The organism is Bradyrhizobium sp. 170 (assembly GCF_023101085.1).
In the GTDB taxonomy this organism is placed as follows: Bacteria; Pseudomonadota; Alphaproteobacteria; order Rhizobiales; family Xanthobacteraceae; genus Bradyrhizobium.
On record NZ_CP064703.1, the window covers coordinates 929,523 to 954,951 of the forward strand.

A 25,429-nucleotide genomic window follows, 5' to 3' on the forward strand; every position below is an offset into this window, starting at 1 on the left:
CAAGGCTTCTGCCGAATCGCGGTGTTCAGGGTTACTCTAGGGCTAAAAGCGGGGTTTACCGCCCCCGCAGCCGCTCCAGCACGTCGGAGGAGGCGAATCCGTCCGCCGGCGCCCCGATCGAGGCCTGGAAGCCGCGCAGCGCCTCCCGCGTCTGGCCGCCAAACTGGCCGTCCGGCGTGCCCTTGTAGAAGCCGCGCTGGGCCAGGAGCTGCTGCAGTTCCAGCCGTTCCGTGCGCGACAGCACCCGTTCCTGCCGCGGCCAAGGCTGCACGAAGGCGGGTCCGCCGCGCAGGCGGTCGGCAAAATGGCCGATCGCCAGCGCATAGGCCTCCGCCGGGTTGTATTTCATGATCACCCGGAAATTCTGCAGCATCAGGAAGCCGGGCCCCTGCGTGCCGGCAGGCGCCAGCAGGTAGGCCTTTTCCGTGGTGTCAGGGAACGGCTTGCCGTCGGCCCGCTTCATTCCCTGGCTCTGCCACTGCGCGATCGTCATCGCCTTGGCCTTGTCCGCCAGCATGAAATTAAAACCCTCCGGCAGCACCACCTCGTAGCCCCAGCTCCGCCCGGTCTGCCAGCCGTCCTTCTTGAGGTTGTTGGCGGTGGAGGCGATCAAATCGGCAGCGTTGTCGACCACGTCGCGGCGGCCGTCGCCGTCGGCGTCCACGGCATAGCGCTTGAAGGCGGTCGGCATGAACTGCGTCGGCCCGAACGCGCCGGCCCAGGAGCCGCGCATCTGTTCGGGACGCAGATCGCCGCGGTTAAGGATTTCCAGCGCGGTGAGGAATTCGTCCTTGAAATAGGCCTGGCGGCGGCCGACGCAGGCCAGCGTCGCCGTCGACTGCACCACGTTGCGGTCGCCCATCTGCGTCGAGTAGTTGGATTCGATGCCCCAGATCGAGGCGATCGCGTAGCGGTCGACGCCATAGGCCTTCTCCACCGCGTCGAACTGCGGCTTGTATTTCTCGAGGATCTCGCGGCCCTTGGCGAGGCGGTTGTCGTTCACGAGGATGTCGAGATAGTCCCAGATCGCCTTGGTGAATTCGGGCTGCGAATCCATCAGGTCCATGATGCGCAAATCAGGCGCGAGACCTGCGGTGAAGCGCTCGAAATTCTGCTGGGTGATGTTGCGCCGTGCGGCATCAGGCCACATCGAGGCGACGCAATTTTGAAAATTCGCCGCCGCTTCCCGGATGGCGGAGGCGGTCATCAGCGGATGGCCGGAGGCGCCGTCCTCGCCGCTCCAGGGCGGCGGACCGCCGTCGGGACCGGGCGCGGCCTGCGGCGCCGGGCCGGATTTAGGACCGGAGAAGATGTTGCCGAAAAAGTTCGAAACCCCGTTGCCGGAGGATTGGGGTTGAGATTGAGCTTGGGACGGGCTGACAAAAACGGCATGGCTGGAACACACCAGCGCCGCCGCGATTATGATCGCGCCGGCTCGATTAGTCATCGCTCGTTCAGGCAAACCCATTCAGTGTCCGTCCGTTGCTTCTCACCCCGGTTCAGAAGGCCCTGCCACGGTTTCCAACAGCTTAACAGAGGCGGAATTTCGTTGTCGCCCCCCGCCAGCGCAAGGGGAGGCGAAACAATCGGCACCATACATCCGCCTTTGTTGGGGGATGCAAACCGGCTAGCAACGTGCAATCAAAGCACTTTCCCCCGTTCCCAAATTCCTCATTTCCAAGGCCCGCGACATCCCATGAAAATCCGCAAAGCCGTCTTCCCGGTCGCCGGTCTCGGCACCCGCGTCCTGCCCGCCACCAAGGCGATGCCGAAGGAAATGCTGACCATCGTCGACAAGCCGCTGATTCAGTACGTGTTCGACGAAGCCAAGGAAGCGGGGATTGAGCATTTCGTCTTCGTCACCGGGCGCAACAAGGGCGTGATCGAGGATCATTTCGACCGGATGTTCGAGCTCGACACCACGCTGGCTGCGCGCGGCAACAAGAAGGCCGAGCAGGACATTTTGGCGCGCGACCAGCCCGAAGCCGGCGCCACGAGTTTCACCCGCCAGCAGGCGCCGCTCGGCCTCGGGCACGCGGTCTGGTGCGCGCGCGACATCGTCGGTGACGAGCCGTTCGCGGTGGTGCTGCCGGACGAACTGGTGCTGAATGCGCCCGGTTGCCTAAAGCAGATGATCGAGGCTGCCGCCAAGCTCGGCGGCAAGTCCAACCTGCTCGCGGTGGAGGCGGTGCCTGACGATCTCGCGCACCAATACGGCATCTGCGGCGTCGGCAAGCGCCTCGCCAAAAACATGTTCGAGGTCGACGGCATGGTGGAGAAGCCGCCAAAGGGCACCGCGCCGTCAAACCTGTCGATCACCGGGCGCTACATCCTGCAGCCGGAAATCTTCAAGATCCTGGAAACCCAGGAGCGCGGTGCGGGCAACGAGATCCAGCTCACCGATGCGATGAAAACCCTTGCCAGGACGCAAAAGTTCTACGGCGTGGAGTTCGAGGGTGAGCGGCACGATTGCGGCTCGAAATCCGGCTTCCTGCGCGCCAACATCGCCTACGGCATGGCGCGCGACGACCTGCGCGACGGCCTGCGCGAGGAGATGAAGAAGTATCTGGAGAAGTGAGGCGAGGAGACGTACTCGGTCAGTGTTCTCCGCTGTCATCATCCGCCAACGGGTCGCGCGAATGCGCGCCCGATGACAGGCTCCGGCGGATGATCCAGTACTCCGCGGCATTGGTGATTCATCCGATGCGGCGCGGCGTACTGGATGCCCGCCTTCGCGGGCATGACGAGACTGCCTCACGCCACCAGCGCGAGCTGCGGGATCGCGGCGAGCACGGACTGATTACGGCCGTTGGCCTTGGCCGCGTAAAGCGCCTTGTCGGCCGCTTCGATGAGATAGGACCAGTCGATGGCTGCCGTGGGCGTCATGCTCGCCACGCCGACGCTGACCGTCGTGACATTGGGATCTTCCGCCCATTGTTCGACCTTCAGGCGGATGGTTTCGGCGACGGTGAACGCTTCCACGGCCGAGAGGCCCGGCAGCAGTACCGCGAATTCTTCGCCGCCATAGCGCGCCGGGCAGTCGCCGGCCCGCCGAACCGCGTCCGAAATGCAGATCGCAATGCCGACCAGGACCTGGTCGCCGGCCTGATGCCCGTAGGTGTCGTTGTAGGCTTTGAAATGGTCGGCATCGATCATCAGCACCGCGACGGGGGTCTTGTTGCGCGCTGCTCTCCGCCACTCCAGATCGATCTCGATATCGAATTTGCGCCGGTTCTTCAGCCCCGTCAGCGAGTCCGTCGTCGCGAGCTCTTCGAGTTTCTCTTCGGCCTCGGCGCGGCGGCCGATCTCACGCGCGAGGAACAGCGTGGTGCCGACCACGAACAGGATCAGCGTCATCATGACCGCTCCGATCCGCAGCACTTCCCGGTGCCAAAGGTTCAGGATGCTCGCCAGCGGCTTTCCGACCACGACAAAGAACAAGTTCGTGCTGCCGCTTCGAACATAAAGCCGCGGTGTCGGATCGACCGGCCCGATGCCGGCATAGGCGGTGCCTTCCTTCAGATTGTCCGCGCGCCATTTTGGCCGCTCCGCCAGGTTCTTCCCGATGACATCCAGGTCAAACGGCGTCCGCATGATGATCGTTCGATCGCGGCGCAACACGGTGATCGTATCGCCGGGGTTGAGGGTGAGCCGGCCGAACAGGTCATGGAAATAAGTGAAACGGATCGAGCCCACGACGACGCCAAGAAAACCACCATCGGTGTCGTTGATGCGCCGGCTGAGCACGATCGAATAGGCGCCGCGGCGCAGCATCGGGCGGCTCATGTACAGGCCTGCATCGGGAGTTCCGCGATGGACCTGGAAATACTCCTCGTCGCTGCGATCCTCCGGCGCCGGATCGAGGCTTGCCGCATCGTGTGTCAGCTTGCCCTGCGCGTCGAATACCTGGATTGCGCCGAAATGTCTGGCGGTGGCGGCATGATCGAACAGGATCAGGTGCTGGATCTCTCTGCTGACGCCCATGATCTCCGGCATCACCAGATTGCTGGCGACGTTGCGGAGCGAGAGGTCATACAGTTCGATGTTCCGGCTGATATCGGCATCGATGCCGGCTGCGAGATTTTCCAGAGTCTGGCGCGCGAGCTCTTCCTCGCCGCGGCGCATGTCGAGCATGACGCTGGCGCAAATCGTGGAGAAGCCGATCACGGTCGCAATCGACGACGCAATCAACAGCTTCGCGGACAATCGCCAGGGCCGGCGGCCGGAGTCTCTCCTGAACCAACCCTTTCCGGCCACATCGCTTTGCCGTCCGAACAGCATGGTCCGCTCCAAGCCTTCCGGTATGCTGCCAGATATGTTGTTGCGGCCTTAAACGGCGACAGCGATATGATAATCAGTTAACGCTTGGTTGCCGGGAGAGACGGTTTTATGCAAATCGCCATTGGAGACACGGGTGAACGACTACGACCTGCTGCGGGACTATCTGAAGAAGCAAAAACTTCCTGAATTCGTGCTGAGCTTCGAACAGATCGAGGAGATCATCGACGCAGCCCTGCCGCGCGCCGCGCAGCGCGCATCATGGTGGGAGACGCTGCGCAGCCCGCAGGAGAAGATGCCGCAGCGCGAGGCCTGCCTGGAAGCCGGCTATATTGCGACGCGGCAGGCGGATGGCAAGAGTGTGAAGTTCAAGAAGATGCCGGTGAGGCAGTGAGCGCGTGGCCGTTAACCCGTCATCACCGCGCATGCGGACATCGACCGCCTGACCAGGCGGGCGGACTGTCCAACGATCGCCATGAACGCCGGCGAGTTTGGGCGGACTAACCAATCGGACCACCATGTCCTCTAGCTCCAACACCAGTATCGCCAAGAAAGCTCGCACGAAGGCCGAGGCGGATTTCGCCACTTGGCTCATGATGGCCAAGCTCGGTGGTTTCGATGACCTTCCGTCAAACGCACAGAGCTTTCTGACTGACTATCGAACCCGACTCGAGACGATGAGCGAGGCCGAGTCCACGGCCCTGGCCATTCGCGAGGTCTACAGCGCTTATTACAGCGAGATGGGAGGCGTGGGCGCGGCCCCGGAACAAAAGGCTCGCACACCGACGACAGAGGGCAAGGCCGTGCGGCTCCAGAGACGGCCTAAACCTCAGCCCGGTCTATCGGCTGCGCGCCATTCGACCAGGCCAATGAGCCGAAAATACCTTCCGGCACTGCTGATTTTCGCGAGCATGGTGGCGCTGATTGTCGCATTTAGATTTCTGGCGCAGTAACACCGGTCCCGGCTTGTTTGAGGGGACGAGCGCTGCTCACAGCAACCGCGCTCTACGCGTCCCAAAAGTGCCAATTTCAGTCGCGAGCCACCCTTCCTGCTACGCGGGCTGTCGTATATGAAGAATTGCCCAACGGAACATGCCGATAGTTCCGGGAGCGAATTGGCGGCGTGGATGGTGACGGCGTTAGTTAATCCAAAGTCGCGATCTGACACTTGATCGACGCAAGCGCGGACAGGCATTTCAACCGGGGCATGGCATGGTGAATCGATTTACGACGGCGCGATCCACCGTGGCGATGCGGCGTTGGGGTTCCCCCGCCGCTGTGACGCTCGCGGTGATGGCCGCATTGACGGCGCTGACTGCCGACGCCGCGGCGAGACAGGCGGCGCGCCCCAAGCCTCCCACCGAGGCGGCGGCGCCGCGCGATGCAGGCGAGCCGATCATGGCGATCGTGTCGATCAAGACCCAGCAGGTCACGATCTACGACGCCGACGGCTGGATCTTGCGCGCGCCGGTTTCGACCGGCACCACGGGACGCGAGACGCCCGCCGGCGTGTTCGCCATTCTCGAGAAGAACAAGGACCACCGCTCGAGCCTCTATGACGATGCCGAGATGCCGAACATGCAGCGCGTCACCTGGAACGGCATCGCGCTGCACGGCGGGCCGCTGCCCGGATATGCGGCCTCGCACGGCTGCGTGCGGATGCCCTTTGGCTTTGCCGAGAAGCTGTTCGACAGGACGCGGATCGGGATGCGGGTAATCGTCTCGCCTGATAACGCCGAGCCGGTCGAGTTCTCCCACCCGGCGCTGTTGGTGCCGAAGGCGGAAGCCATTGCGGCTGCACCGACGCGCGCCGAGACGCTCGCCCGCGAGGCGGCGGAGGCCGCCAGGACGGCCGAAGAGGCGAAGAAAGCCGCCGCGGCTGTGGCGCGCGAGGCGGCGTCGCTCAAGGTGTCGCTGCGCAAGCTGGAGGGGCTCAAGACCCGCGCCGACGCCGAGTTCGCCTACGCCGACAAGACGCTCGCTGCCGCCAAGACCGACGAGGCCAAGGCGCGGGCCGAGGACCTCAAGCAAAAGGCCGCCGCCAAGGCCGCGGAACTGGCGAACCAGATCAACACTGCCAGGAATGACGCGCAGTCGAAACCCGGCGCCGCTGCTGCCGCAAAGGACGCCGCCAAGGCGGCCGAGACCAGGAAGGCCGACAGCGCCAAAGCGGCGAACGAAGCGAAGCTCGCGCTCGAGCCGGTCTCGATCTACATCAGCCGCGCGACGCAGAAGCTTTACGTGCGCCGCCCCACGCATAAGCCGGCACCTGACGGCGGCGGCATCGTGTTCGATGCGACGATTGAGGCTCCGGTCACGATCCGCAATCCCGAAAGACCGATCGGCACGCATGTGTTCACGGCGGTGGCGCGCAACGAGGCGGGCCTGCGCTGGACCGCGGTCACGATCGACAACGGCGACAACGCCAAGGCCGCGCTCGACCGCATCACCATCCCGCAGGAGGTGCTCGATCGCATCGCGCCGACCGCATTACCGCGATCCTCGATCGTCATCTCGGACGAGCCGCTGAGCAGCGAGACCAACTATCGCACCGAGTTCGTCGCGGTGCTGAGCACCGAGCCGCAGGGCGGCTTCGTGACGCGCCGGCCTACGCCCGATGTCCTCATTGCGAGCGACGACGTCCAGGGCGACAACGGCTTCGGCTTCTTCAATTTCCCGCGCGATCCGTACTCCCAAACCGGTAATACGCGCCGCCGCGGCGGCGGCCAGTACTATCGTCCGGCGCAACCGGGCTGGTGGCAGTAAGACGTGGCGCGCCGCGCGTAGGGAAAGCGGGGACCCGTAACCACAAGCGTTGTTGTAGCATCGCCTCACAGACAAGCCGCGGCGTATGGCGCGCCGCCTTTGCCGGGGCTGCTTAGCTCGCCGCTTCCAGCCGCTCTTCCGTGAGCAGCCGCATCGCGGCGTCGGCGTCCATCGGCTCGCCGAAGGCAAAGCCTTGCGCGTATTCGCAGCCGAGCTGATAGAGCTCGACCGCATCCGAATCCGTCTCGGCGCCTTCCGCCACCACGTCCATGCCGAGGTCGTGGGCGAGCGCGATGATCGATTTCAGGATCACGGGGCGCGTGCCGCGGCTGGTGGTGCGCACAAAGGACTGGTCGATCTTGATGGTGTCGAACGGGAAACGCTGCAGATAGGCCAGCGAGGAATGGCCGGTGCCGAAATCGTCGAGCGACAGTCCGGTGCCGAGCTCGCGGATGCGCGTCAGCATCTGCGCCGCGTGCTCGGGATTTTCCATGACCAGCGATTCCGTAAGCTCAAGCTTGAGTGTGCCGCGCGCGACCGACGAGCGTGACAGCACGGTGCGGATATCGTGGATCAAATCGTGGCGCAGCAACTGCCGCGAGGAGACGTTGACGGAGGCAAAGATCGGCTCGCGCGAGCGCATCGCGCGCTGCCACACCGAAAGCTGCCGCGCGGTCTGGTCCATCACGAACATGCCGAGATCGACGATCAGGCCGATCTCCTCGGCAATCGAGATGAATTCCGACGGCGACATCCGCCCGAGCTTGGGATGATCCCAGCGCGCCAGCGCTTCGAAGCCGGCGATCGAGCGGTCTTCCAGCCGTACGATCGGCTGGTAGAGAATGGTGATTTCCTGCCGCTCGATGGCGCGGCGCAGTTCGCTTTCCAGCGTCAGGCGGTCGGTCTTGCGGGCGCGCATGGCTGGTTTGTACACATCGATACGGTCGCCGCCGATGCGCTTGGAGTGGTACATCGCAAGCTCGGCGTCCTTGATGATCTCGTCGGTCAATTGCGTCTGCGGATCTGACAGCGCGAGCCCGATCGAAGCGGTCAGGAAGATCTCGCGATCGTTGAAGGCGATCGGCGCGCGGATGGTCTTGCGGATGGTTTCGGCAAACGCGGTGATGCGCGCCGGATCCTGCTCCGATATCAGGATCAGGCCGAACTGGTCGCCGGCCAGCCGCGCCAGCGTGTCCTGCGGTTTGAGGATGCGCGTCAGCCGCCGCGCCAGCGTCAGCAGGATGGAGTCGCCGACCGCGATGCCGACGGAATCATTGACCTGCTTGAAGCGGTCGAGGTCGATCACCATCAGCGTTGGCCGTAGCGTCGGCATGCTCTTGGTGAAATTGGCCACCGCGCCGAGGCGGTCCATGAACAATTTGCGGTTCGGAAGACCCGTGAGGTTGTCATGCACGGAGTCATGGAGCATGCGCTCTTCGGCGTTCTTGATGTCGGTAACGTCGGTGAGCGTGCCGACCACCCGCGAGACCTCGCCGTCGGACCCGACCACCGGGCGCGCCTTCAGCGCGAACCACATGAAATGACCGTCGGGCGTGCGCAGGCGGAAATCCTGCACCAGCCGGCCGCGGCGCTGGTCGAGCACGCTGTCGAGCGCGGCACGGAAGCGATCCTGGTCGAGCGGGTGCAGCACCTCGAGCCATTTCGCGGCGGGGCCTTCCAGCGTGCCGCGCTTCAGTCCGAGCAGGCTTTCGGTCTCCGGGCTGGTGAACACCTTGTCGGCGGAGACGTCCCAGTCCCAGATCAGGTCGCCGGAGCCCGTCAGCGCCAGCGCGCGGCGCTCGACGTCGGAGACGATGCCGGTGGTCGCGCCGCCGCCGGCGAACGCGTGCTGCATGACCGTAAATCCGATCAGCATCACGATCAGCACGAGGCCGCCGAGCAAAGCGGGGCCGACGATGTCGTTGGTGACGGAGCCCCCCACCGTCATGCCGGCCGCGATCACCCAGACCACCAGCAGGAACCAGGTCGGAATCAACAGCACCGCGCGGTCGAAACCATGCGTCGAGAGATAGACGATCAGCGTAAAGCCGGCGAAGGCGATCAGCACCAGCGAGATGCGCGCGATGCCGGAAGCTACCGCGGGATCGAACAGCGCCAGCGCCACCAGCGAGCCGAGGAAGGCCAGCCAGCCGACCGTGATGTGGGAATAGCGCACGTGCCAGCGACTGAGATTGAGATAGGCGAACAGGAACACCAGCAGCGTCGCCGCCAGGATCGCTTCGCCCGCCGCGCGCCAGACGCGCTCGGCGTTGTTCGACATGTCGAGCACCTTGCCCCAGAAGCCGAAATCGACACCGATATAGACCAGCACCGCCCAGGCCAGCGCGGCGGCAGCGGGAAACATGATGCTGCCCTTCACCACGAACAGAATGGTGAGCACGAGGGCCAGGAGGCCGGAGATGCCGATCACGATGCCCTGGTAGAGCGTGAACGAGTTGACCTTGTCCTTGTAGGCGTCGGGTTCCCACAGATAGAGCTGCGGCAGCTTGTCGGTGCGCAGTTCCGCCACGAAGGTGATGACGGCGCCGGGATCGAGCGTGATGCGGAAGATGTCGGCGGTCGCGCTTTCCTGGCGCTCCGGACGATCGCCGGTCGATGGCGTGATGGTGGCGATGCGCGACAGGCCGAGGTCGGGCCACAGCAGGCCCGACGACACGATGCGATAGTGGGGCGCGACGATCAGGCGGTCGAGCTGGTCGTCGGTGTTGTTGGCGAGCGCGAACACCACCCAGTTCTGTCCGCCCTCGCGGGCGCGGACCTCGATGCGGCGGACGATGCCATCGGTTCCCGGCGCCGTCGAAACCTGGATGCGGTCGGTTTCGCTGCGCTGGTGATCGAGCACGGCGGTGAGATCGATGGCAGGCGCGTCACTGCGGACGCTGACCGCGTCAATGGCGTGCGCCGGAGGCGCAGCCGCAACAATCATGAGGCCCAGCGCAACCAGCGCAAGGCACCTGATCAGACGCAATGTCATTACTCCGCGAACAACGACCCTCCCGGCCCAGCGAACGGGTCGGCGTTGCCGCGATAAATGACATGAAAGCAAAGTGAATCAAAGGGTTTCCGCCTTCACTCCGCGCGCGATCGGCTATACCGCCAACACAATTTTGCCAATATGTGCGCTGGTCTCCATCCGCCGGTGCGCGTCGGCGGCATTTTCCAGCGGGAATGAGCTGTCCATCAGCGGTTTTACGCGTCCTTCGCGCAAGAGCGGCATCACCTTGGCCTCAATTGCTGACACCATCGCCGCCTTATCCGCATTAGTACGGGGGCGCAGCGTGGAGCCGGTATGGGTCAGCCGCTTCACCATCACCTTGGCAATGTTGACGGTGACCTTGGGTCCGTTGAGGGTTGCGATCTGCACGATTCGGCCATCGACCGCGGCAGCGTCATAGTTGCGATCGACATAGTCGCCGGCGACCATGTCGAGGATCAGGTTGGCGCCCGCATTGTTGGTCTCCGCCTTGACCACGGCGACGAAGTCCTCGGTCTTGTAATTGATGGCGCGGTCAGCGCCGAGTTTCAGGCAGGCGTCGATCTTGTCCTGCGAGCCAACGGTCACGATCACTTTCGCGCCGAACGCTTTCGCAAGCTGGATTGCCATGGTGCCGATGCCGGATGAGCCGCCGTGGATCAGCAAGGTTTCGCCCGGCTTCAGCGCGCCGCGCTCGAACACATTGTGCCAGACCGTCATCAGCGTTTCCGGGAGCGCACCGGCTTCCTGGATCGAAAGCGAGGGTGGCACCGCCATCGCCTGCGCGTCTTGCGCAATGCAATATTGGGCATAGCCGCCGCCCGCCACCAGCGACATCACCTTGTCGCCGAGCTTGTGCTTGGTGGCGCCTTCGCCGAGCGCGACCACTTCGCCGGCGATTTCAAGGCCAGGCAGGTCGCTGGCGCCGGGCGGCGGCGGGTAGGCGCCGGAACGCTGCGCAACGTCGGGACGGTTGACGCCGGCGGCCATCACCTTGACGAGGATTTCGCCCGGACCGGGCGTTGGCACCGCACGGGTTTCGGGCAGCAGCACTTCCGGACCACCGGGCTTGCTGATGCCGATGACGGTCATTTGCGCGGGCAGCTTTTCCATGATTTGTCCTTGCGAAATGCTGAGAATTGAGGCGGCCCCTGATTAGCCAGCCCGGCCCCGGCTGGCAACCGCTCCGGGGACCGCCCAGCGCAAGGAGAAACGCATGGCGATCGAGGATGACGACAAGCCGCGGAAGAAGATCACCCACGAAATCGGCCAGGATCTGTCGCTGCTGTCGGTCGAGGAATTGACCGAGCGCATCGCGCTGATGAATTCGGAAATCGAACGGCTGCAAGAAGCGGTCACCAAAAAGCGCGCCTCAAAGGACGCCGCGGACAGCTTCTTCAAGTCGTAAGGTCTTCGAACGCGATCTCTCACCACGTCGTCCCTGCGAACGCAGGGACCCATACGCCGCGGCCCATCTTGTGGCAGGCCGTTGGCCGACTTTCCCTCAATCATCACCGCCGGTGGTTATGGGTCCCTGCGTTCGCAGGGACGACCAGCTGCGGAGTCAATCTCAAAACTCGGCCAGTGGCCGACATGGCAAATAATCCCTAAAGAAAATCGCTCGTTTACGAAGGATTAAGCTTTCTCCTTTATGACTGGCATTGTCCTCGTTTGGACACCGAGTGGCTCCTGTCCACTCTGTTTGACGCCTCCCTGTTATCAACTTCAAAAGCCGCCGGAAACGGCGGCTCTTTTTTGTGCGCAGCACGGCTATTTTGTGCCCCCATACGCTGGAAACCATAAATCCGGTTGCCGCTGGACTCTCGACCTCGCCCGAGCAATGATTTGTTCATCATAAGCCGGTGGTTCACAGCCGGTGGGGCAAATAGTGGCGTGAGGGCGTTAACCATGGCGGACCGTTCGCAAAGCGAATCCGCGCTCGTTCAGTTCAGCGAGCGGCTCACCAATTCCGCGGCATTCGGAGTTCTGTTTCGGGAAGGCATGGACCTGGTTGAGGAAACCGCCGCCTATCTCGACGGCGACGGCCGCACCGAGGCCAAGGCGCTCGAGCGTTCTGTCAGCCTGACTTACGCAACCGAAAGCATGCGCCTGACCACCCGCCTGATGCAGCTCGCGTCCTGGCTGTTGCTGCATCGCGCGGTCAAGGAAGGCGAGATGACGCTGACCCAGGCCAATCGGGAAAAGACCAAGGTCAAGCTCACGGCCGCCGATCCCGGCACTGAGGAGATGATCGCAAAGCTGCCGCAGCAATTGCAGGATTTGATTGCGCGCTCGATGAGCCTGCAGACGCGGGTCCGCCGGCTCGACACCACGATCCACGCGTCGCCAGCCGAACGGGCCCCGATCGGCAACCCGCTGGTTCCGCAGCTCAACCGCCTGAAGGCGGCTTTCGAGCGGTAAGCCCCAAGGCCCGCTCCATCAGCGTCATTGCCTGCGACGAACGCGAAGCGTTTGCGCAAGGGAGCGAAGCGACGACGCAATCCACATCTCCGCTTGCGGCGCGATGGATTGCTTCGCTGCGCTCGCAAATGACGGGGATAGGATCGCGCCCAACAAAAAACGCCCCGGCAAACCGGGGCGTTTTTGCATTTCTGGGCCGGAAAGGCGGGGTCCGAAAACCCTCAATCCTTCTTGAGGAAGCCCGAAAACTTCTTCTGAAAGCGCGACACACGGCCGCCGCGGTCGAGCAGCTGCTGCGAGCCGCCGGTCCAGGCCGGATGCGACTTGGGGTCGATATCGAGGTTCAGCTTGTCGCCTTCCTTGCCCCAGGTGGAGCGGGTCTGGTATTCGGTCCCGTCGGTCATCACGACCGTAATCGTATGATAATTCGGGTGAATTTCGGCTTTCATGGCATATCCTTCGGCGCGCCGGCGCCCATCTCAAATGTCAGGGGATACGGGATTTGGCGGCTCTATAACGTAAGGAGCCCGCCAAAACAAGCTACGTATAAGCCCTGATTGGGAATCTCCCGGATTTGCCAGCGGGGGCCGCGGGGCCTATCTGGGGGCGGCAAAACCGGTCGGATTTCATGAGCGCAGCGGAACAGTTTGAAGCCCCCCCCAGCACGCCTCCACGGCGCGATGCCCTGCTTGCGGAAGAGGCCTTCATCGAAGCCCAGCTGACGCAGTCGCCGGCCAAGACGAGCGCCAGGCTCCGCCCGCTGCTGGAGCTGGCGCCTTACGTTGCGCGCTATCGCGGACGCGCGGCTCTCGCCTTCATCTCGCTGACGGTCGCGGCGATCACCACGCTCGTGGTGCCGATCGCGGTCAGGCGCATGATCGATTTCGGCTTCAGCCCCGAAGGCATCGCCCTGATCAACAGCTATTTCAGCGTCATGATCGCCATTGTCGCGGTCCTCGCCGCGGCGAGCGCGTCGCGCTACTACCTCGTCATGACGATCGGCGAGCGCATCGTCGCCGATCTCAGGCGTGACGTGTTTGCGCATCTGGTCTCGCTGTCGCCCGCATTCTTCGATTCCGCGCGCTCGGGCGAACTGGTGTCGCGGCTGACGGCCGATACCACCCAGATCAAATCCGCCGTCGGCGCCTCGGTATCGATCGCGCTGCGCAACATGATGCTGTTCATCGGCGCCACCGCCATGATGGTGATCACGAGCCCGAAATTGTCGGGCTTCGTGTTGCTGGCGATCCCGCTGATCGTGATTCCGCTTGTCGCGTTCGGGCGCTGGGTGCGGCGGCTGTCGCGCAACGCGCAGGATACGCTGGCGGACGCCAGCGCCTACGCCTCCGAACTGATCGGCGCGATCAGGACCGTGCAGGCCTATACCAGCGAGCGGATGGCGACCAACCGCTTCGGCGGCGAGGTCGAGCAGGCCTATGAGGCGGCGCGCAGCTCGACGCGCGCGCGCGCGGTGCTGACGCTGATCATCATCTTCATCGTGTTCTCCAGCGTCGTGGCGATCCTCTGGGTCGGCTCGCACGACGTGCTGACCGGCCAGATCACGCCGGGCCGGCTCGGCCAGTTCGTGCTGTATGCGGCGTTCGCGGCCACCGGTCTCGGCCAGCTCAGCGAGGTCTGGGGCGAAGTCTCGGCTGCCTCGGGCGCCGCCGAGCGGTTGTTCGAGATCCTGCGGGTCAAATCGCAGATCACGGCCCCGCCGCAGCCGGCAGCACTACCGCAGCCTGCGCGCGGCGACGTCGGTTTTGAGAATGTCACCTTCGCCTATCCGGCACGGCCGGACGTGCTTGCGATCGACAATGTCTCGCTTGCGGTCAAGGCGGGAGAAAAAGTCGCGATCGTCGGACCGTCAGGGGCGGGCAAGAGCACGCTGTTTCATCTCTTGCTGCGCTTCTATGATCCCGCACGCGGCACGATTTCGCTCGACGGCGTGCCGGTCAGGTCGGCCGATCCGGTCGACGTTCGCTCACGCATCGCGCTGGTGCCGCAGGACTCGGTCGTGTTCGCGGCCTCCGCGCGCGAAAACATCCGCTTCGGCCGGCCAGATGCGACCGATGCCGAAGTCGAGCGCGCCGCCGATCTCGCCCATGCCACCGAATTCCTGCGGCGCCTGCCCGGCGGCTTCGAGGCGCAGCTCGGCGAGCGCGGCGTGACGCTGTCCGGCGGTCAGCGCCAGCGCATCGCAATCGCGCGCGCGATCCTGCGCGATGCGCCGCTGCTATTGCTCGACGAGGCCACCTCCGCGCTCGATGCCGAAAGCGAAACGCTGGTGCAGACCGCGCTGGAGGAATTGATGCGCCACCGGACTACGCTTGTCATCGCGCACCGCCTCGCCACCGTGTTGTCCTGCGACCGGATTATGGTGATGGATCAGGGCAAGATCGTCGAGCAGGGCACGCATGCGGAGCTGGTCGCGGCGAACGGGTTGTACGCGCGGCTGGCACGGTTGCAGTTCGAGGGAGTATAAAAAAGCGGGAACCATAACGTCGCGTGCCTGTTGTAACCTCGTTCAAACCGGGGTTCGATCGAACAGGAGAGGGGCATGCCTTACCGCCGCGCAGGTTTTGCGCTGACGCCGCCGTCGCTCGTGATATTCCTGATTTCGCTGGTGCTGGCGGCTATCGCCCTGCTTGTTCGTTACGCCCACGTTTCCGTCCCGATCGTCAGCTCGTCGCGGGTTTTCGACGTTTTGGCCATTGCCTATGTCGTGTTGCTTATTGGCGTACTGTTTCGGCGTGTGTGAGCGGCCATAGTGTTTTCGAGCGAAGTGGACGCCGGTTCGCGTGAAGAAAACGCGTCAAAGAATTTAGCGATCCTCGCGGCATTTCGGCGATAGCGCAGGCACATTCGACCACGGCCAGTTTTTCCAGGTGCCGTCTTTCTCGACGCATGCCGCCGACGCTTCGGCGCCATCGCTTGACGCCACTTTTTTGTCAGTCTCGCTCGCGGCGAGATGCCGATCCAGATAGGCCTCCGAAAGCAGTCCGGCGACGATCACCAACACGAACGTTGTCGTACCCTTGGCAAATTCAGCCAGCGTCATGTGAACGTCTCCGCCGTTGGGCTTGCAATCGCCGAACTGGCTAGAGGTTCCAGGCCGTCAACGCCGTGACTGATGTCACGCCCGCCACGCCATTTTCAGTACCGGCCTTCCCGACGTCGGGTTCACGTCCTCGCCGGCATGTTCAAAACCGTTGCGTTCATAGAAACGGATGGCCCGTGCGTTATCCTTGTTGACCAGAAGCGTGACGCCACCGGGCGACAGGCGCTTGGCTTCGTCGACCAATGCGGTGGCCAGTTTCGAGCCCCAGTGTTCCGGGCTGACCACGAGCTGATCGAGATAGCCGTTGCCATCGATGGTCACGAAACCGGTCAGGGCGTGCGCCTGTTCGGCGACAATGATCGCCGCATTCGCCACCAGTTCATTGCGCCAGCGCTCCCGCCACCACGCCACGCGGGCGGTGAAATCGATTGCGGGATAGGCCTGCTGCCACGTCAGCCGCCACAGCTCGATCGCCGCGTCTTCGTCCTCGGGACGATAGGGACGGAGCGTGAAATCTGCGGTCATCACGTGGCGACGTTTTTGTTGGGCATGATCTGATCCGAAAACCGGTGCCCACTTTGCGCTAACGCGGCCCTCCGGGTCGGGATCATGCCCTACCGTTCCGTCAGCTTCAGTTCGATGCGGCGGTTGCGCTTGTAGGCGTCTTCGTTGGGTGCTGGATCGAGCGGCTGGAATTCGGCAAAGCCGGCGGCGACCAGCCGCTGCGCGGGGACGCCGAGGAAGACCAGATATTGCACCACGGAGATGGCGCGCGCCGACGACAATTCCCAGTTCGACTTGAACAGCGGAGAGTTGATCGGCCGCATGTCGGTGTGGCCGTCGACCCGCAGCACCCAGGCGATCTCGCTCGGAATCTGCTTGTCCAGATCGATCAGCGCGGTGGCGAGCTTGTCGAGTTCGGCGCGACCTTCGGGGAGCAACAGCGCCTGGCCGGTATCGAAGAACACCTCCGACTGAAAGACAAAGCGGTCGCCGACGATGCGGATATCGGGGCGATTACCCAGAATGGCGCGCAGGCGGCCGAAGAATTCCGAACGGTAGCGCGACAATTCCTGCACGCGCTGAGCCAGCGCGACGTTCAGGCGCTGGCCGAGATCGGCAATCCGCCCCTGCGATTCCTTGTCGCGCTTCTCAGATGCTTCCAGTGCTTCCTCGAGCGCCGCGAGCTGGCGGCGCAGCGCGCTGATTTGCTGGTTCAGCACCTCGATCTGGGCGAGCGCGCGCGAACTCACCGTCTTTTCGGATTCGAGCGCCTTGTTGAGCTCGTTGGTGCGGCCCTGGGCGTCGCCGCCGGCGCCGGCCAGCCCGTCGTAAAGTCCCTTGATGCGGTCGCGCTCGCCTTCCGCGGCGGCAAGGCCGGCGCGCAATTGCCCGACCTGGTCGTCGAGCGTGATCTTGGCGAGCTTTTCCAGCGACAGCAGGTCGTTGAGCTGCGCGATCTTGGCGTTGAGCTGCTCCAGCGCCTTGTCCTTGCCGGTGACCTCCTGCGACAGGAAGAACTGCACCACCAAGAACACCGACAGCAGGAACACGATCGACAGCACCAGCGTCGACAATGCGTCGACGAACCCCGGCCAGTAGTTGAAACCGGAATCATTGCGGCGTGCGCGGGCGAGGGCCATTCGTCGTCTCCACTATCGTGTCCCGGACGCGGTACAGCGTGCAAACGCTGCTCCGCAGAGCCGGACCTGTCTCGATGGGCCCCGGCTCTGCAGCGCAGCACCATAGCGCGTCGAAGACGCGCGTAAACGCGCTTATGGTGCCGCACTGCGTCCGGGGCGCGCGCTCTCGTTCAGCTCTTCTCGGGCTGCTTGGCGATCCGCTCCAGCAGCTTCTTGATCTCGCGGTTCTGCTCGCCCTGGCCGTCGGCCCATTCGCGGATCATCTGCTGCTCGGTGCGCATATGCGCGACCAGGCCCTGGATGGCTTCGGCGAGGTTGGCCATCGCCGCCGTGGTGCTGCGGCTGCCGCCGCTCTCTTCAACCACCGCGCGTATACGTTCCATCGCATGTTGCAATTCGCCGCCGATGCCGGGTCCGCTATCGCCATATTCGCGCACGGTGGAGGCGAGCCAGTCCTCGAGGTCGGTGTAGAAACGGTTCTGCGCCTGGCTCGACTGCAGGTCGAGGAAGCCCAGGATCAGGGAGCCGGCGAGGCCGAACAGCGAGGACGAGAACGAAATACCCATACCGCTGAGCGGCGCCGCCAGCCCTTCTTTCAGGGTGTCGAACAGGGAACCGGCATCGCCGCCGACCTTCAAGCCGTCGATCACCTTGCCGACGGAGCCGACGGTTTCGATCAGGCCCCAGAAGGTGCCGAGCAGGCCGAGAAAGACCAGCAAGCCGGTCATGTAGCGGGAAATATCGCGGGCCTCGTCCAGCCGCGTCGCGATCGAATCCAGCAAATGCCGCATGGTCTGCTGCGAGATCGTCATCCGCCCGGAGCGCTCGCCGCCGAGGATCGCCGCCATCGGCGCCAGCAGGGTCGGCCGCCGCTCGATCGCCAGCCCGGGATCGGCGATACGGAAATTGTTCACCCAGGCCACTTCCGGATAGAGCCGGATCACCTGCCGGAACGACAGGATGATGCCGATCAGGAGCACCCCGCCGATCAGCGCGTTGAGGCCGGGGTTGGCAAAGAACGCGACGATGATCTGCTTGTAGAGCACGACCGTCACCAGCGCGCACAGCACCAGGAACACCAGCATCCGCACCAGGAAAATCCGGGGCGAAGACAGTTTGCTCAGTTCGATCTCCATTTCGGAGCGGGAGGAAGGGCCTGAGGGCATTTGCAGGTGTCATCCGTTACGAAAAGCCGCGTTGTGGAACCAATATGGCACAGCGGGCTGGAGAAAAAAGCTGGGAAGCCGCGATTTCGAATAGACGATGGTGGAACCTCTCCCGAAACCCGGCTTTGACATCAGCGTATTTTGGAACGTTTCGCTGTCCAACCGGGATTTTTCATGACGGCCTTATATCTCGCGGGATCGGCGGCCGCCCCCGCAGGGTCGGCCGCCCCGTCCCGCGGCTATTCGAAGGAAGCACTTATTGCGGGATAGACCAGCCGCAGCAGCCCGTTCTCTGCCGAAGGGAGTGGCTACATGAGCTTCGTCTCCACGATCATTGGCACTGCCGAGCGGGTACCGCTGCCCGACGCCATTATCCGGGCCGCCATCCACCAGCTCTGCTCGCGCACCGCCGCGCGGCTCGCCACCGGGAATGCGGAAAGCGATGCCTGGCTCGCCGACGAAATGGCGGCGCGCGCCATCGCCGAATATTCCGACGAGACCGATGTCCGGCACTACGAGGTGCCGGTCGAGTTCTTTGCCCGCTTGCTCGGGCCAAACCGCAAATATTCCTGCTGCTTCTACCGGGAGGCGGCCTCGACGCTGCAGGAGGCCGAGGAGGAAGCGCTGCGCCAGACCGTCGAGCATGCCGATCTGGCCGACGGACAATCGATCCTCGAACTCGGCTGCGGCTGGGGTTCGCTGTCGCTGTGGATGGCGCGGCAATTCCCGCATTCGCAAATATCGGCGGTTTCCAGCTCGAACGCGCAACGCGAATATACCGAGGGCGAGGCCGCAAAGCGCGGCCTAGCCAATCTGCGGGTCATCACGTCAGACGTGAACCTGTTCGCGCCGGAAGCGCGGTACGACCGCATCCTCGCAATCGAGATGTTCGAGCACATGGTGAACTGGCGCGAACTGATGACGCGTCTGCGCACATGGCTGGAACCCGACGGCCGCTTCTTCCTGCACATCTTCACCCATCGCTCCGGCGCCTATCTGTTCGACCGCGCCGGTGGCGAGGACTGGATCGCGCAACGTTTCTTTACCGGCGGCGTGATGCCGAGCCACCATCTGATCCGGCAATATGCCGATCTGTTCGAGGTCGAAAAGGAATGGCGCTGGAGCGGCGTGCATTATCAGCGCACCGCGCAGGATTGGCTCGACAATTTCGATTCCCATCGCGACGAAATCGAGCGCGTGCTTCGCAAGGTCCATGGCGGCGAGACCGCGTTGTGGATGCGGCGCTGGCGCTGGTTCCTGCTCGCCACATCAGGCCTGTTCGGTTACGCCGACGGCAGCGAGTGGGGCGTCAGCCATTACCGGCTGAAGGCGGCCGGTTAGGCCGGGTTCAACTGATTCGTGCCGGATGCCTCGCGCTCCGGCATCTGCTGCGATCTCATGCGGCCAAACGACAGTTCCCGGCCGTTGGGTTTCGATCCAAACCAAGAACGCTCCGATGGAACTCCGGCTCACAATCGAGTGAGTCCGGAAAAATGGGCGCTAATTCAGCGCGATAGCGTTGTGTGACATTGGGCCGCCGCGAGACCGTATTGCGTCGCAGCAGGCTCTCTCTATCCTATATACCATCAACCGTGAGTTCCCAAGATCTCCTACGACAACGTCGCGAATGCTCAATTCGCGCTTCAACTTTGAACTGGGGCAATGCTTTCAATGTCCGGACTACGAACGCAATCGGCATGCATCGTTTTGATGTTAGCGGCGATGGCGCCGCTTTTGGCTGGCTGCAATGAACCGATCGCCGCTACTGCGGCGGCAAAGCCGCCCGAGCCTGAAGTAGGCACCTTCACCGTACGGCCTCAGTCCCGCGCCCTCGTTCGCGAGCTGCCCGGCCGGATCTCGCCCACCCGGGTGTCGGAAGTGCGTGCGCGCATCTCCGGCATCGTCGTCGAACGCCTGTTCCAGCAGGGCACCGAGGTGAAGGCCGGCGATCCGCTGTACCGGATCGACCCGAAGCCGTTCGAGGTGGAACTGCAGGCGAGCGAAGCCGCGCAGGACAAGGCTGCAGCTGCGCTCGATCTCGCCGCCCAGCATGCGCGGCGCATCGCGACGCTGACCAGCCAGCGCGCGGCGCCCGAGGCCGAGAACGAAAAGGCTATCGCGGCCCAGCGCCAGGCCGAGGCCGAGGTCGGCAGCCGCAGGGCCGACGTCGCCCGCGCCCGGCTGAACCTTGATTATGCCACGATCCGTGCGCCGATCAGCGGCGTCGTCGGCGCCGCGCTGGTGAGCGAAGGTGCGCTGGTGATCCAGAACGAGACCACCAGTCTCGCCACGATCCAGCAACTCGACCCGATCTACGCCGATTTCACCCAATCGGTCTCGGAGATGCACAAGCTGCGCCGTGCCTTTGACAATGGCGATCTCGACCGGATTGCGCCCGATGCAGCCAAGGTCCGCCTCGTGCTCGACGACGGCACGGTCTATCCGGTTCCCGGCAAGCTGCTGTTTTCGGAAGCCAAGGTGGATGCCTATACCGGACAGGTCACGCTGCGCGGACAATTTCCGAATCCGCATCGCGAGCTGCTGCCGGGCATGTATGTCCGCGTCCTGATCGAACAGGGTATCGATTCCGATGCCATCGCCGTGCCGCAGCAGGCGATCCAGCGCGACGCCGGCGGCGGCAGCGAAGTGTTCGTGGTCAAGGACGACGGCCGCGTGGCGACGCAGCCGGTCCGCACCGGCGCGGTGCAGGACGGCCTCTGGCTGGTCAGCGAGGGCCTCAAGGACGGCGACCGCGTCATCGTCGACGGGTTCCAGAAATTCGTGCCCGGCGACAAGGTCAAGGCGAAGGCGTGGATCGACGCGGATGCCTCGGTTGGTACAATTCCGGCCGCACCGGCGACGCAAGCGGCCCGCTAGCCGATGCCTAGTTTCTTCATCGACAGGCCGATCTTCGCCTGGGTCGTGGCGCTTTTCATCTGTTTGATTGGCGCCATCTCGATTCCGCTGCTGGCGGTCGCGCAATATCCGATCATCGCGCCGCCCTCGATCTCGATCTCGACCAGTTATCCCGGCGCGTCGCCCGAAAACCTCTACAACAGCGTCACGCGGCTGATCGAGGAGGAGCTCAACGGCGCCTCCGGCATTCTCAATTTCGAATCCACCTCTGACTCGCTGGGGCAGGTCGAAATCATCGCCAACTTCGTGCCCGGCACCGAAACCGGCGCGGCCTCGGTGGAAGTTCAGAACCGCCTCAAGCGCGTCGAGGCGCGGCTGCCGCGCGCGGTGATCCAGCAGGGCATCCTGGTCGAGGAAGCCTCCTCCGCCGTGCTGCAGATCATCACCCTGAACTCGTCCGACGGCTCGCTCGACGAAATCGGCCTCGGCGATTTCATGATCCGCAACGTGCTCGGCGAAATCCGGCGCATTCCCGGCGTCGGCCGCGCCACGCTTTATTCCACCGAGCGTTCGCTGCGGATCTGGATCGATCCGGCAAAACTCGTCGGTTACGGCCTCACCGCCGACGACGTCAACAAGGCGATAACAGCCCAGAACGCGCAGGTCGCCTCGGGCAGCATCGGCGCCGAGCCGAGCACGCCGGAGCAGAAGATTTCCGCATTGGTGCTGGTCAAGGGCCAGCTCGCCTCGCCCGATGAATTCGGCGCGATCACCCTGCGCGCCAACGCAGACGGATCAACCGTGCGGCTGCGCGATGTCGCCCGCATCGAGATCGGCGGCCTGAGCTACCAGTTCAACACGCGCCTCAACGGCAAGCCGACCGCGGGCCTTTCGGTGCTGCTGTCGCCGACCGGCAACGCGCTTGCGACCGCGAGCGCCGTCGAAGCCAAGATGAAAGAGCTGTCGAAGTTCTTTCCGGCCAATATCGGCTACGAAATCCCCTACAACATCACCCCCGTCGTCAAGGCCTCGATCAACAAGGTGCTGATGACGCTGGTCGAGGCGGTGGTGCTGGTCTTCATCGTGATGTTCCTGTTCCTGCAGAACATCCGCTACACCATCATCCCGACCATCGTGGTGCCGGTGGCGCTGCTCGGCACCTGCGCGATACTGATGGCGGCCGGCTATTCCATCAACATGCTGACCATGTTCGGCATGGTGCTGGCGGTCGGCATCCTCGTCGACGACGCCATCGTCGTGGTCGAGAACGTCGAGCGCATCATGGCCGAGGAGGGCCTGCCGCCGAAGGAAGCGACCCGCAAGGCGATGTCGCAAATCACCAGCGCCATCATCGGCATCACGCTGGTGCTGATGGCGGTGTTCGTGCCGATGGCGTTCTTCCCGGGATCGGTCGGCATCATCTACCGCCAGTTCTCCGTCACCATGGTCTCGGCCATCGCCTTCTCCGCGCTGCTGGCGCTGTCGCTGACGCCGGCGCTGTGCGCGACGCTGCTGAAGCCTGTCGAGGCCGGCCATGGCCATGCGCGCAAGGGCGTGTTCGGCTGGTTCAACCGCGTGCTCGAGTCGGGCCGCGGCGGCTACACGCGCACCGTCAAGGGTTCGTTAAAGCGGACCGGGCGGCTGATGGCGATCTACGCGGTGCTGTTCATCGGCCTCGGCTGGGCCTTCGTCCGGCTGCCCGGCGGCTTCCTGCCGGTCGACGACCAGGGCTTCATCACCACCGATGTGCAGACACCGTCCGACTCCTCCTATGCCCGCACCGAGGCCGCGGTCGAGCAGGTCGAAAAATATCTTCGCGAGCGTGCCGGCGTCGAGGACGTGACGTTCCTGACCGGCTTCAGCTTCCTCGGCCAGGGCATGAACACCGCGCAGGCGTTCATTTCGTTGAAGGATTGGTCGGAGCGCGGTCCGAAGGATTCCGCCGCCGCGATCGTCGCCGACGTCAACCGCGAGCTGTCATCGATCCGCGACGCCAGGATTTCAGCGCTGCAGCCGCCGCCGATCGACAATCTCGGCAATTCCTCGGGCTTCTCGTTCCGCCTGCAGGACCGCGGCCAGAAGGGCTATCCCGCATTGGTCAGCGCGGCCGACCAACTGATCGCGGAAGCCAATGCCGGCCGCGTGCTGCAGAAAGTCTATGTCGAGGGCCTGCCGCCGGCGCCGCAGGTCAACCTGGTGATCGACCGCGAAAAGGCGGGCGCCTTCGGCGTTACCTTCGAGGACATCAACCAGACCATCTCGACCAATCTCGGCTCGAACTACATCAACGACTTCCCGAACCGCGGGCGGATGCAGCGCGTGATCGTGCAGGCCGACCGCGCCAGCCGCATGAACGCGGACGACATCCTCAATTACAACGTCAAGAACAGCCGCGGGCAATTGGTGCCGTTCTCGGCCTTTGCCACGGTTCAGTGGTCGAGGGGGCCGACCCAGATCGCGGGCTTCAACTACTATCCCGCCGTGCGCATCTCCGGCGAAGCAAAACCCGGCTTCACCTCCGGCGATGCCATCGCCGAGATGGAGCGGCTCGCGGGCAAGCTGCCGCGCGGCTTCGGTTTCGAATGGACCGGTCAGTCGCTGCAGGAAAAGCTGTCGGGCTCGCAGGCGCCGTTCCTGCTCGGCCTCTCGGTGCTGGTCGTGTTCCTGCTGCTCGCAGCCCTCTATGAAAGCTGGACCATTCCGCTCGCGGTGCTGCTGACGGTGCCGCTCGGCATCTGCGGCGCGGTGATCGCCGCGACCATCCGGGGCCTGCCGAACGACGTCTATTTCACCGTCGGCCTGATCACCATCATTGGCCTGGCGGCAAAAGACGCCATCCTCATCATCGAATTCGCCAAGGATCTGCGCGCCCAGGGCAAGCCGCTGGTCGAGGCAACGATCGAGGCATGCTCGTTACGTTTTCGCCCGATCCTGATGACGGGTCTCGCTTTCGTCTGCGGCGTGCTGCCGATGGCCGTCGCGACCGGCGCCGGCGGCGCCAGCCAGCAGGCCCTCGGCACCAGCGTCATGGGCGGCATGATCGCGGTGGTGATTCTCGCGCTCTTGATGGTGCCGGTGTTCTTCGTCAGCGTGCAGCGCGTGCTGGCGGGGGACAGGGAGAAAGTGGAGGAGGCGGCGGGAGCCGAGGTGGTCGGCCCGCCGGCGCCAGTGAAGTGATAGACGTTGTCATGCTCCGTGACCCCGCGACGCCAGAGCTTCGCCGGGACTTGCGGTCTCGGGCCGTCGAGAAGCCTTGGCGCAGGCGGCGGCCGATGCATCCAGTCCATGAACCCATAAATTTGCCGGGCTGACGCCGCGCCAGCGTCCGCTATGCCCCGATACCCGGCGTGCTGCTCCATAGCAGCGAAACGACGCTATGTGCCAATGGGCGACATCGCACGCTTGGTTTGATATGAAAGAGGCCGCCCACTGAGGCGGCCTACAGGGGATAAAATGACAGACGTACCGTTCAAAGTAGGCGACCGAGTAAAGAAGCGCTCAGGCTACGAATATCCGGGCTTCATCGTGTCGGTTTTTACAAACCGAGCCGGGGCCGTTCGGTATGTAGTGGAGGCAGACCACCCTGCCTTCTCCGGCATGTTGCACATCTTCAATGGCGATCAGCTTGAACATCGCTAAGGCAAACTAGGCTACTGCGAAAATCAGAACAGGTCACTAGGGCCTAAAACAGGCCAGCACCCGAGTTTCAATAGGCACAGTTCGATAACCGAGAACCTTTCCTGAACTCGGCAGATGTCGTCACGACTTACCGCATATCTCTTGCGGGTCAATCGCTACACAGGCGACCCAGCGGCAAGTCGGCGATGTCGGCTATGCCTCCGAAAGCGGAAGTAGATTCACAGCATCAGCGGCTTCGCTGGAGGCCGGTACCGATGCTTAGTCGCTGCGAACCGCTTCGCCGAATACGCGCCAGAGCCCCAGCCCGGTGACGAAAAGCGAATTGTGATGCCGGGCGCCCTGACCGCGCGGCTGATCGGGATGGTAGCCGTTTAGGCGGCTCACAGCGCGAAGCCTAGTGTCGGGAACCAGACACAAGGAAGCGCGTTTAGTTTAATCGAGCCGGGCTCAACGGCCCTCTCCAATGTGTGCCGAATGTTATGGTTCGGGCTGGGGAGAACAGACCGCAACCGCGGTCTTCAATATCAGAAGCTCACAATAACAATCTTGGAGGCCCATCATGGATGGCTCCAGAAGCGAACGCGCGCGTGCGCGCGCACTACAC

Annotated in this window: 21 protein-coding genes; 12 read left to right on the forward strand and 9 right to left on the reverse strand. The window is 63.8% G+C overall.

What is annotated here, in order from left to right; translation table 11 throughout:
• Positions 1 to 55 precede the first annotated feature (55 nt).
• The gene (locus IVB05_RS04385) at positions 56 to 1,447 is read right to left on the reverse strand and encodes a lytic murein transglycosylase (protein ID WP_247783228.1); all 1,392 of its coding nucleotides are present in this window, start codon (positions 1,445 to 1,447) and stop codon (positions 56 to 58) included.
• Positions 1,448 to 1,696: 249 nt separating this feature from the next.
• On the opposite strand from IVB05_RS04385, the gene IVB05_RS04390 reads away from it, so the two are divergent.
• Positions 1,697 to 2,578, forward strand: a complete 882-nt coding sequence (locus IVB05_RS04390; RefSeq protein WP_247783229.1) for a UTP--glucose-1-phosphate uridylyltransferase — start codon at positions 1,697 to 1,699, stop codon at positions 2,576 to 2,578.
• 176 nt (positions 2,579 to 2,754) lie between these two features.
• Here the strand turns inward: IVB05_RS04390 and IVB05_RS04395 are convergent, their stop codons facing one another.
• Positions 2,755 to 4,281 carry a sensor domain-containing diguanylate cyclase gene (locus IVB05_RS04395; RefSeq protein ID WP_247783230.1) on the reverse strand — a complete coding sequence of 509 codons (1,527 nt, stop codon included), beginning with the start codon at positions 4,279 to 4,281 and terminating at the stop codon, positions 2,755 to 2,757.
• A 133-nt stretch (positions 4,282 to 4,414) separates the two neighbouring features.
• Between IVB05_RS04395 and IVB05_RS04400 the strand changes: the two genes are divergently transcribed.
• The 3 genes from IVB05_RS04400 to IVB05_RS04410 all read left to right on the forward strand — a co-directional run bounded on the left by IVB05_RS04400 (position 4,415) and on the right by IVB05_RS04410 (position 7,044).
• The gene (locus IVB05_RS04400) at positions 4,415 to 4,672 is read left to right on the forward strand and encodes a hypothetical protein (protein ID WP_247783231.1); all 258 of its coding nucleotides are present in this window, start codon (positions 4,415 to 4,417) and stop codon (positions 4,670 to 4,672) included.
• A gap of 124 nt (positions 4,673 to 4,796) precedes the next feature.
• Positions 4,797 to 5,231: a hypothetical protein gene (locus tag IVB05_RS04405; RefSeq protein WP_247783232.1), complete on the forward strand. Its 435-nt coding sequence runs from the start codon at positions 4,797 to 4,799 to the stop codon at positions 5,229 to 5,231.
• 259 nt (positions 5,232 to 5,490) lie between these two features.
• Positions 5,491 to 7,044, forward strand: a complete 1,554-nt coding sequence (locus IVB05_RS04410) for a L,D-transpeptidase (RefSeq protein WP_247783233.1) — start codon at positions 5,491 to 5,493, stop codon at positions 7,042 to 7,044.
• Between the two features lie 112 nt (positions 7,045 to 7,156).
• Here IVB05_RS04410 and IVB05_RS04415 read toward each other — a convergent pair whose 3' ends face one another.
• Positions 7,157 to 10,033: an EAL domain-containing protein gene (locus tag IVB05_RS04415; RefSeq protein WP_276578740.1), complete on the reverse strand. Its 2,877-nt coding sequence runs from the start codon at positions 10,031 to 10,033 to the stop codon at positions 7,157 to 7,159.
• Between the two features lie 120 nt (positions 10,034 to 10,153).
• Positions 10,154 to 11,152: an NAD(P)H-quinone oxidoreductase gene (locus tag IVB05_RS04420; protein ID WP_247783235.1), complete on the reverse strand. Its 999-nt coding sequence runs from the start codon at positions 11,150 to 11,152 to the stop codon at positions 10,154 to 10,156.
• Between the two features lie 103 nt (positions 11,153 to 11,255).
• Between IVB05_RS04420 and IVB05_RS04425 the strand changes: the two genes are divergently transcribed.
• Together IVB05_RS04425 and IVB05_RS04430 are read left to right on the forward strand one after the other, a co-directional pair.
• On the forward strand, positions 11,256 to 11,447 hold the full coding sequence (locus IVB05_RS04425; protein WP_247783236.1) for a DUF1192 domain-containing protein: 192 nt from the start codon (positions 11,256 to 11,258) through the stop codon (positions 11,445 to 11,447).
• Positions 11,448 to 11,947: 500 nt separating this feature from the next.
• Positions 11,948 to 12,460: a DUF1465 family protein gene (locus tag IVB05_RS04430; protein WP_247783237.1), complete on the forward strand. Its 513-nt coding sequence runs from the start codon at positions 11,948 to 11,950 to the stop codon at positions 12,458 to 12,460.
• A 221-nt stretch (positions 12,461 to 12,681) separates the two neighbouring features.
• Here IVB05_RS04430 and rpmE read toward each other — a convergent pair whose 3' ends face one another.
• Complete coding sequence (gene rpmE / locus IVB05_RS04435) at positions 12,682 to 12,909, reverse strand: 50S ribosomal protein L31 (protein ID WP_108514241.1); 228 nt, start codon at positions 12,907 to 12,909, stop codon at positions 12,682 to 12,684.
• A gap of 179 nt (positions 12,910 to 13,088) precedes the next feature.
• Between rpmE and IVB05_RS04440 the strand changes: the two genes are divergently transcribed.
• A complete protein-coding gene (locus IVB05_RS04440) occupies positions 13,089 to 14,945 on the forward strand; it encodes an ABC transporter transmembrane domain-containing protein (RefSeq protein WP_247783238.1) in 1,857 nt (618 codons plus the stop codon).
• 75 nt (positions 14,946 to 15,020) lie between these two features.
• Positions 15,021 to 15,221: a hypothetical protein gene (locus IVB05_RS04445; protein ID WP_247783239.1), complete on the forward strand. Its 201-nt coding sequence runs from the start codon at positions 15,021 to 15,023 to the stop codon at positions 15,219 to 15,221.
• A gap of 63 nt (positions 15,222 to 15,284) precedes the next feature.
• Here IVB05_RS04445 and IVB05_RS04450 read toward each other — a convergent pair whose 3' ends face one another.
• The 4 genes from IVB05_RS04450 to IVB05_RS04465 form a co-directional block, all read right to left on the reverse strand.
• Positions 15,285 to 15,521, reverse strand: a complete 237-nt coding sequence (locus IVB05_RS04450) for a hypothetical protein (RefSeq protein WP_247783240.1) — start codon at positions 15,519 to 15,521, stop codon at positions 15,285 to 15,287.
• A gap of 75 nt (positions 15,522 to 15,596) precedes the next feature.
• Positions 15,597 to 16,046: a GNAT family N-acetyltransferase gene (locus IVB05_RS04455; protein ID WP_247783241.1), complete on the reverse strand. Its 450-nt coding sequence runs from the start codon at positions 16,044 to 16,046 to the stop codon at positions 15,597 to 15,599.
• A gap of 89 nt (positions 16,047 to 16,135) precedes the next feature.
• A complete protein-coding gene (locus IVB05_RS04460) occupies positions 16,136 to 17,164 on the reverse strand; it encodes a peptidoglycan -binding protein (protein WP_247783242.1) in 1,029 nt (342 codons plus the stop codon).
• A gap of 170 nt (positions 17,165 to 17,334) precedes the next feature.
• Positions 17,335 to 18,330 carry a flagellar motor protein MotA gene (locus tag IVB05_RS04465; RefSeq protein ID WP_247783243.1) on the reverse strand — a complete coding sequence of 332 codons (996 nt, stop codon included), beginning with the start codon at positions 18,328 to 18,330 and terminating at the stop codon, positions 17,335 to 17,337.
• 312 nt (positions 18,331 to 18,642) lie between these two features.
• Here IVB05_RS04465 and IVB05_RS04470 point away from each other — a divergent pair, with 312 nt between their 5' ends.
• From IVB05_RS04470 to IVB05_RS04485, 4 genes are all read left to right on the forward strand, one after another.
• Positions 18,643 to 19,671: a cyclopropane-fatty-acyl-phospholipid synthase family protein gene (locus IVB05_RS04470; protein WP_247783244.1), complete on the forward strand. Its 1,029-nt coding sequence runs from the start codon at positions 18,643 to 18,645 to the stop codon at positions 19,669 to 19,671.
• 330 nt (positions 19,672 to 20,001) lie between these two features.
• A complete protein-coding gene (locus tag IVB05_RS04475) occupies positions 20,002 to 21,207 on the forward strand; it encodes an efflux RND transporter periplasmic adaptor subunit (protein WP_247783245.1) in 1,206 nt (401 codons plus the stop codon).
• 3 nt (positions 21,208 to 21,210) lie between these two features.
• Positions 21,211 to 24,363 carry a multidrug efflux RND transporter permease subunit gene (locus IVB05_RS04480; RefSeq protein ID WP_247783246.1) on the forward strand — a complete coding sequence of 1,051 codons (3,153 nt, stop codon included), beginning with the start codon at positions 21,211 to 21,213 and terminating at the stop codon, positions 24,361 to 24,363.
• A 276-nt stretch (positions 24,364 to 24,639) separates the two neighbouring features.
• A complete protein-coding gene (locus IVB05_RS04485) occupies positions 24,640 to 24,825 on the forward strand; it encodes a hypothetical protein (RefSeq protein ID WP_138829429.1) in 186 nt (61 codons plus the stop codon).
• Positions 24,826 to 25,429: the final 604 nt, after the last annotated feature.

Coding starts and splice junctions, on each gene's coding strand:
- IVB05_RS04385 (WP_247783228.1), bottom strand. CDS start 1,447: ATGACTAATCGAGCCGGCGCGATCATAATCGCGGCGGCGCTGGTGTGT.
- IVB05_RS04390 (WP_247783229.1), top strand. CDS start 1,697: ATGAAAATCCGCAAAGCCGTCTTCCCGGTCGCCGGTCTCGGCACCCGC.
- IVB05_RS04395 (WP_247783230.1), bottom strand. CDS start 4,281: ATGCTGTTCGGACGGCAAAGCGATGTGGCCGGAAAGGGTTGGTTCAGG.
- IVB05_RS04405 (WP_247783232.1), top strand. CDS start 4,797: ATGTCCTCTAGCTCCAACACCAGTATCGCCAAGAAAGCTCGCACGAAG.
- IVB05_RS04410 (WP_247783233.1), top strand. CDS start 5,491: ATGGTGAATCGATTTACGACGGCGCGATCCACCGTGGCGATGCGGCGT.
- IVB05_RS04420 (WP_247783235.1), bottom strand. CDS start 11,152: ATGGAAAAGCTGCCCGCGCAAATGACCGTCATCGGCATCAGCAAGCCC.
- IVB05_RS04425 (WP_247783236.1), top strand. CDS start 11,256: ATGGCGATCGAGGATGACGACAAGCCGCGGAAGAAGATCACCCACGAA.
- IVB05_RS04430 (WP_247783237.1), top strand. CDS start 11,948: ATGGCGGACCGTTCGCAAAGCGAATCCGCGCTCGTTCAGTTCAGCGAG.
- rpmE (WP_108514241.1), bottom strand. CDS start 12,909: ATGAAAGCCGAAATTCACCCGAATTATCATACGATTACGGTCGTGATG.
- IVB05_RS04440 (WP_247783238.1), top strand. CDS start 13,089: ATGAGCGCAGCGGAACAGTTTGAAGCCCCCCCCAGCACGCCTCCACGG.
- IVB05_RS04445 (WP_247783239.1), top strand. CDS start 15,021: ATGCCTTACCGCCGCGCAGGTTTTGCGCTGACGCCGCCGTCGCTCGTG.
- IVB05_RS04450 (WP_247783240.1), bottom strand. CDS start 15,521: ATGACGCTGGCTGAATTTGCCAAGGGTACGACAACGTTCGTGTTGGTG.
- IVB05_RS04455 (WP_247783241.1), bottom strand. CDS start 16,046: ATGACCGCAGATTTCACGCTCCGTCCCTATCGTCCCGAGGACGAAGAC.
- IVB05_RS04460 (WP_247783242.1), bottom strand. CDS start 17,164: ATGGCCCTCGCCCGCGCACGCCGCAATGATTCCGGTTTCAACTACTGG.
- IVB05_RS04465 (WP_247783243.1), bottom strand. CDS start 18,330: ATGCCCTCAGGCCCTTCCTCCCGCTCCGAAATGGAGATCGAACTGAGC.
- IVB05_RS04470 (WP_247783244.1), top strand. CDS start 18,643: ATGAGCTTCGTCTCCACGATCATTGGCACTGCCGAGCGGGTACCGCTG.
- IVB05_RS04475 (WP_247783245.1), top strand. CDS start 20,002: ATGTCCGGACTACGAACGCAATCGGCATGCATCGTTTTGATGTTAGCG.
- IVB05_RS04480 (WP_247783246.1), top strand. CDS start 21,211: ATGCCTAGTTTCTTCATCGACAGGCCGATCTTCGCCTGGGTCGTGGCG.
- IVB05_RS04485 (WP_138829429.1), top strand. CDS start 24,640: ATGACAGACGTACCGTTCAAAGTAGGCGACCGAGTAAAGAAGCGCTCA.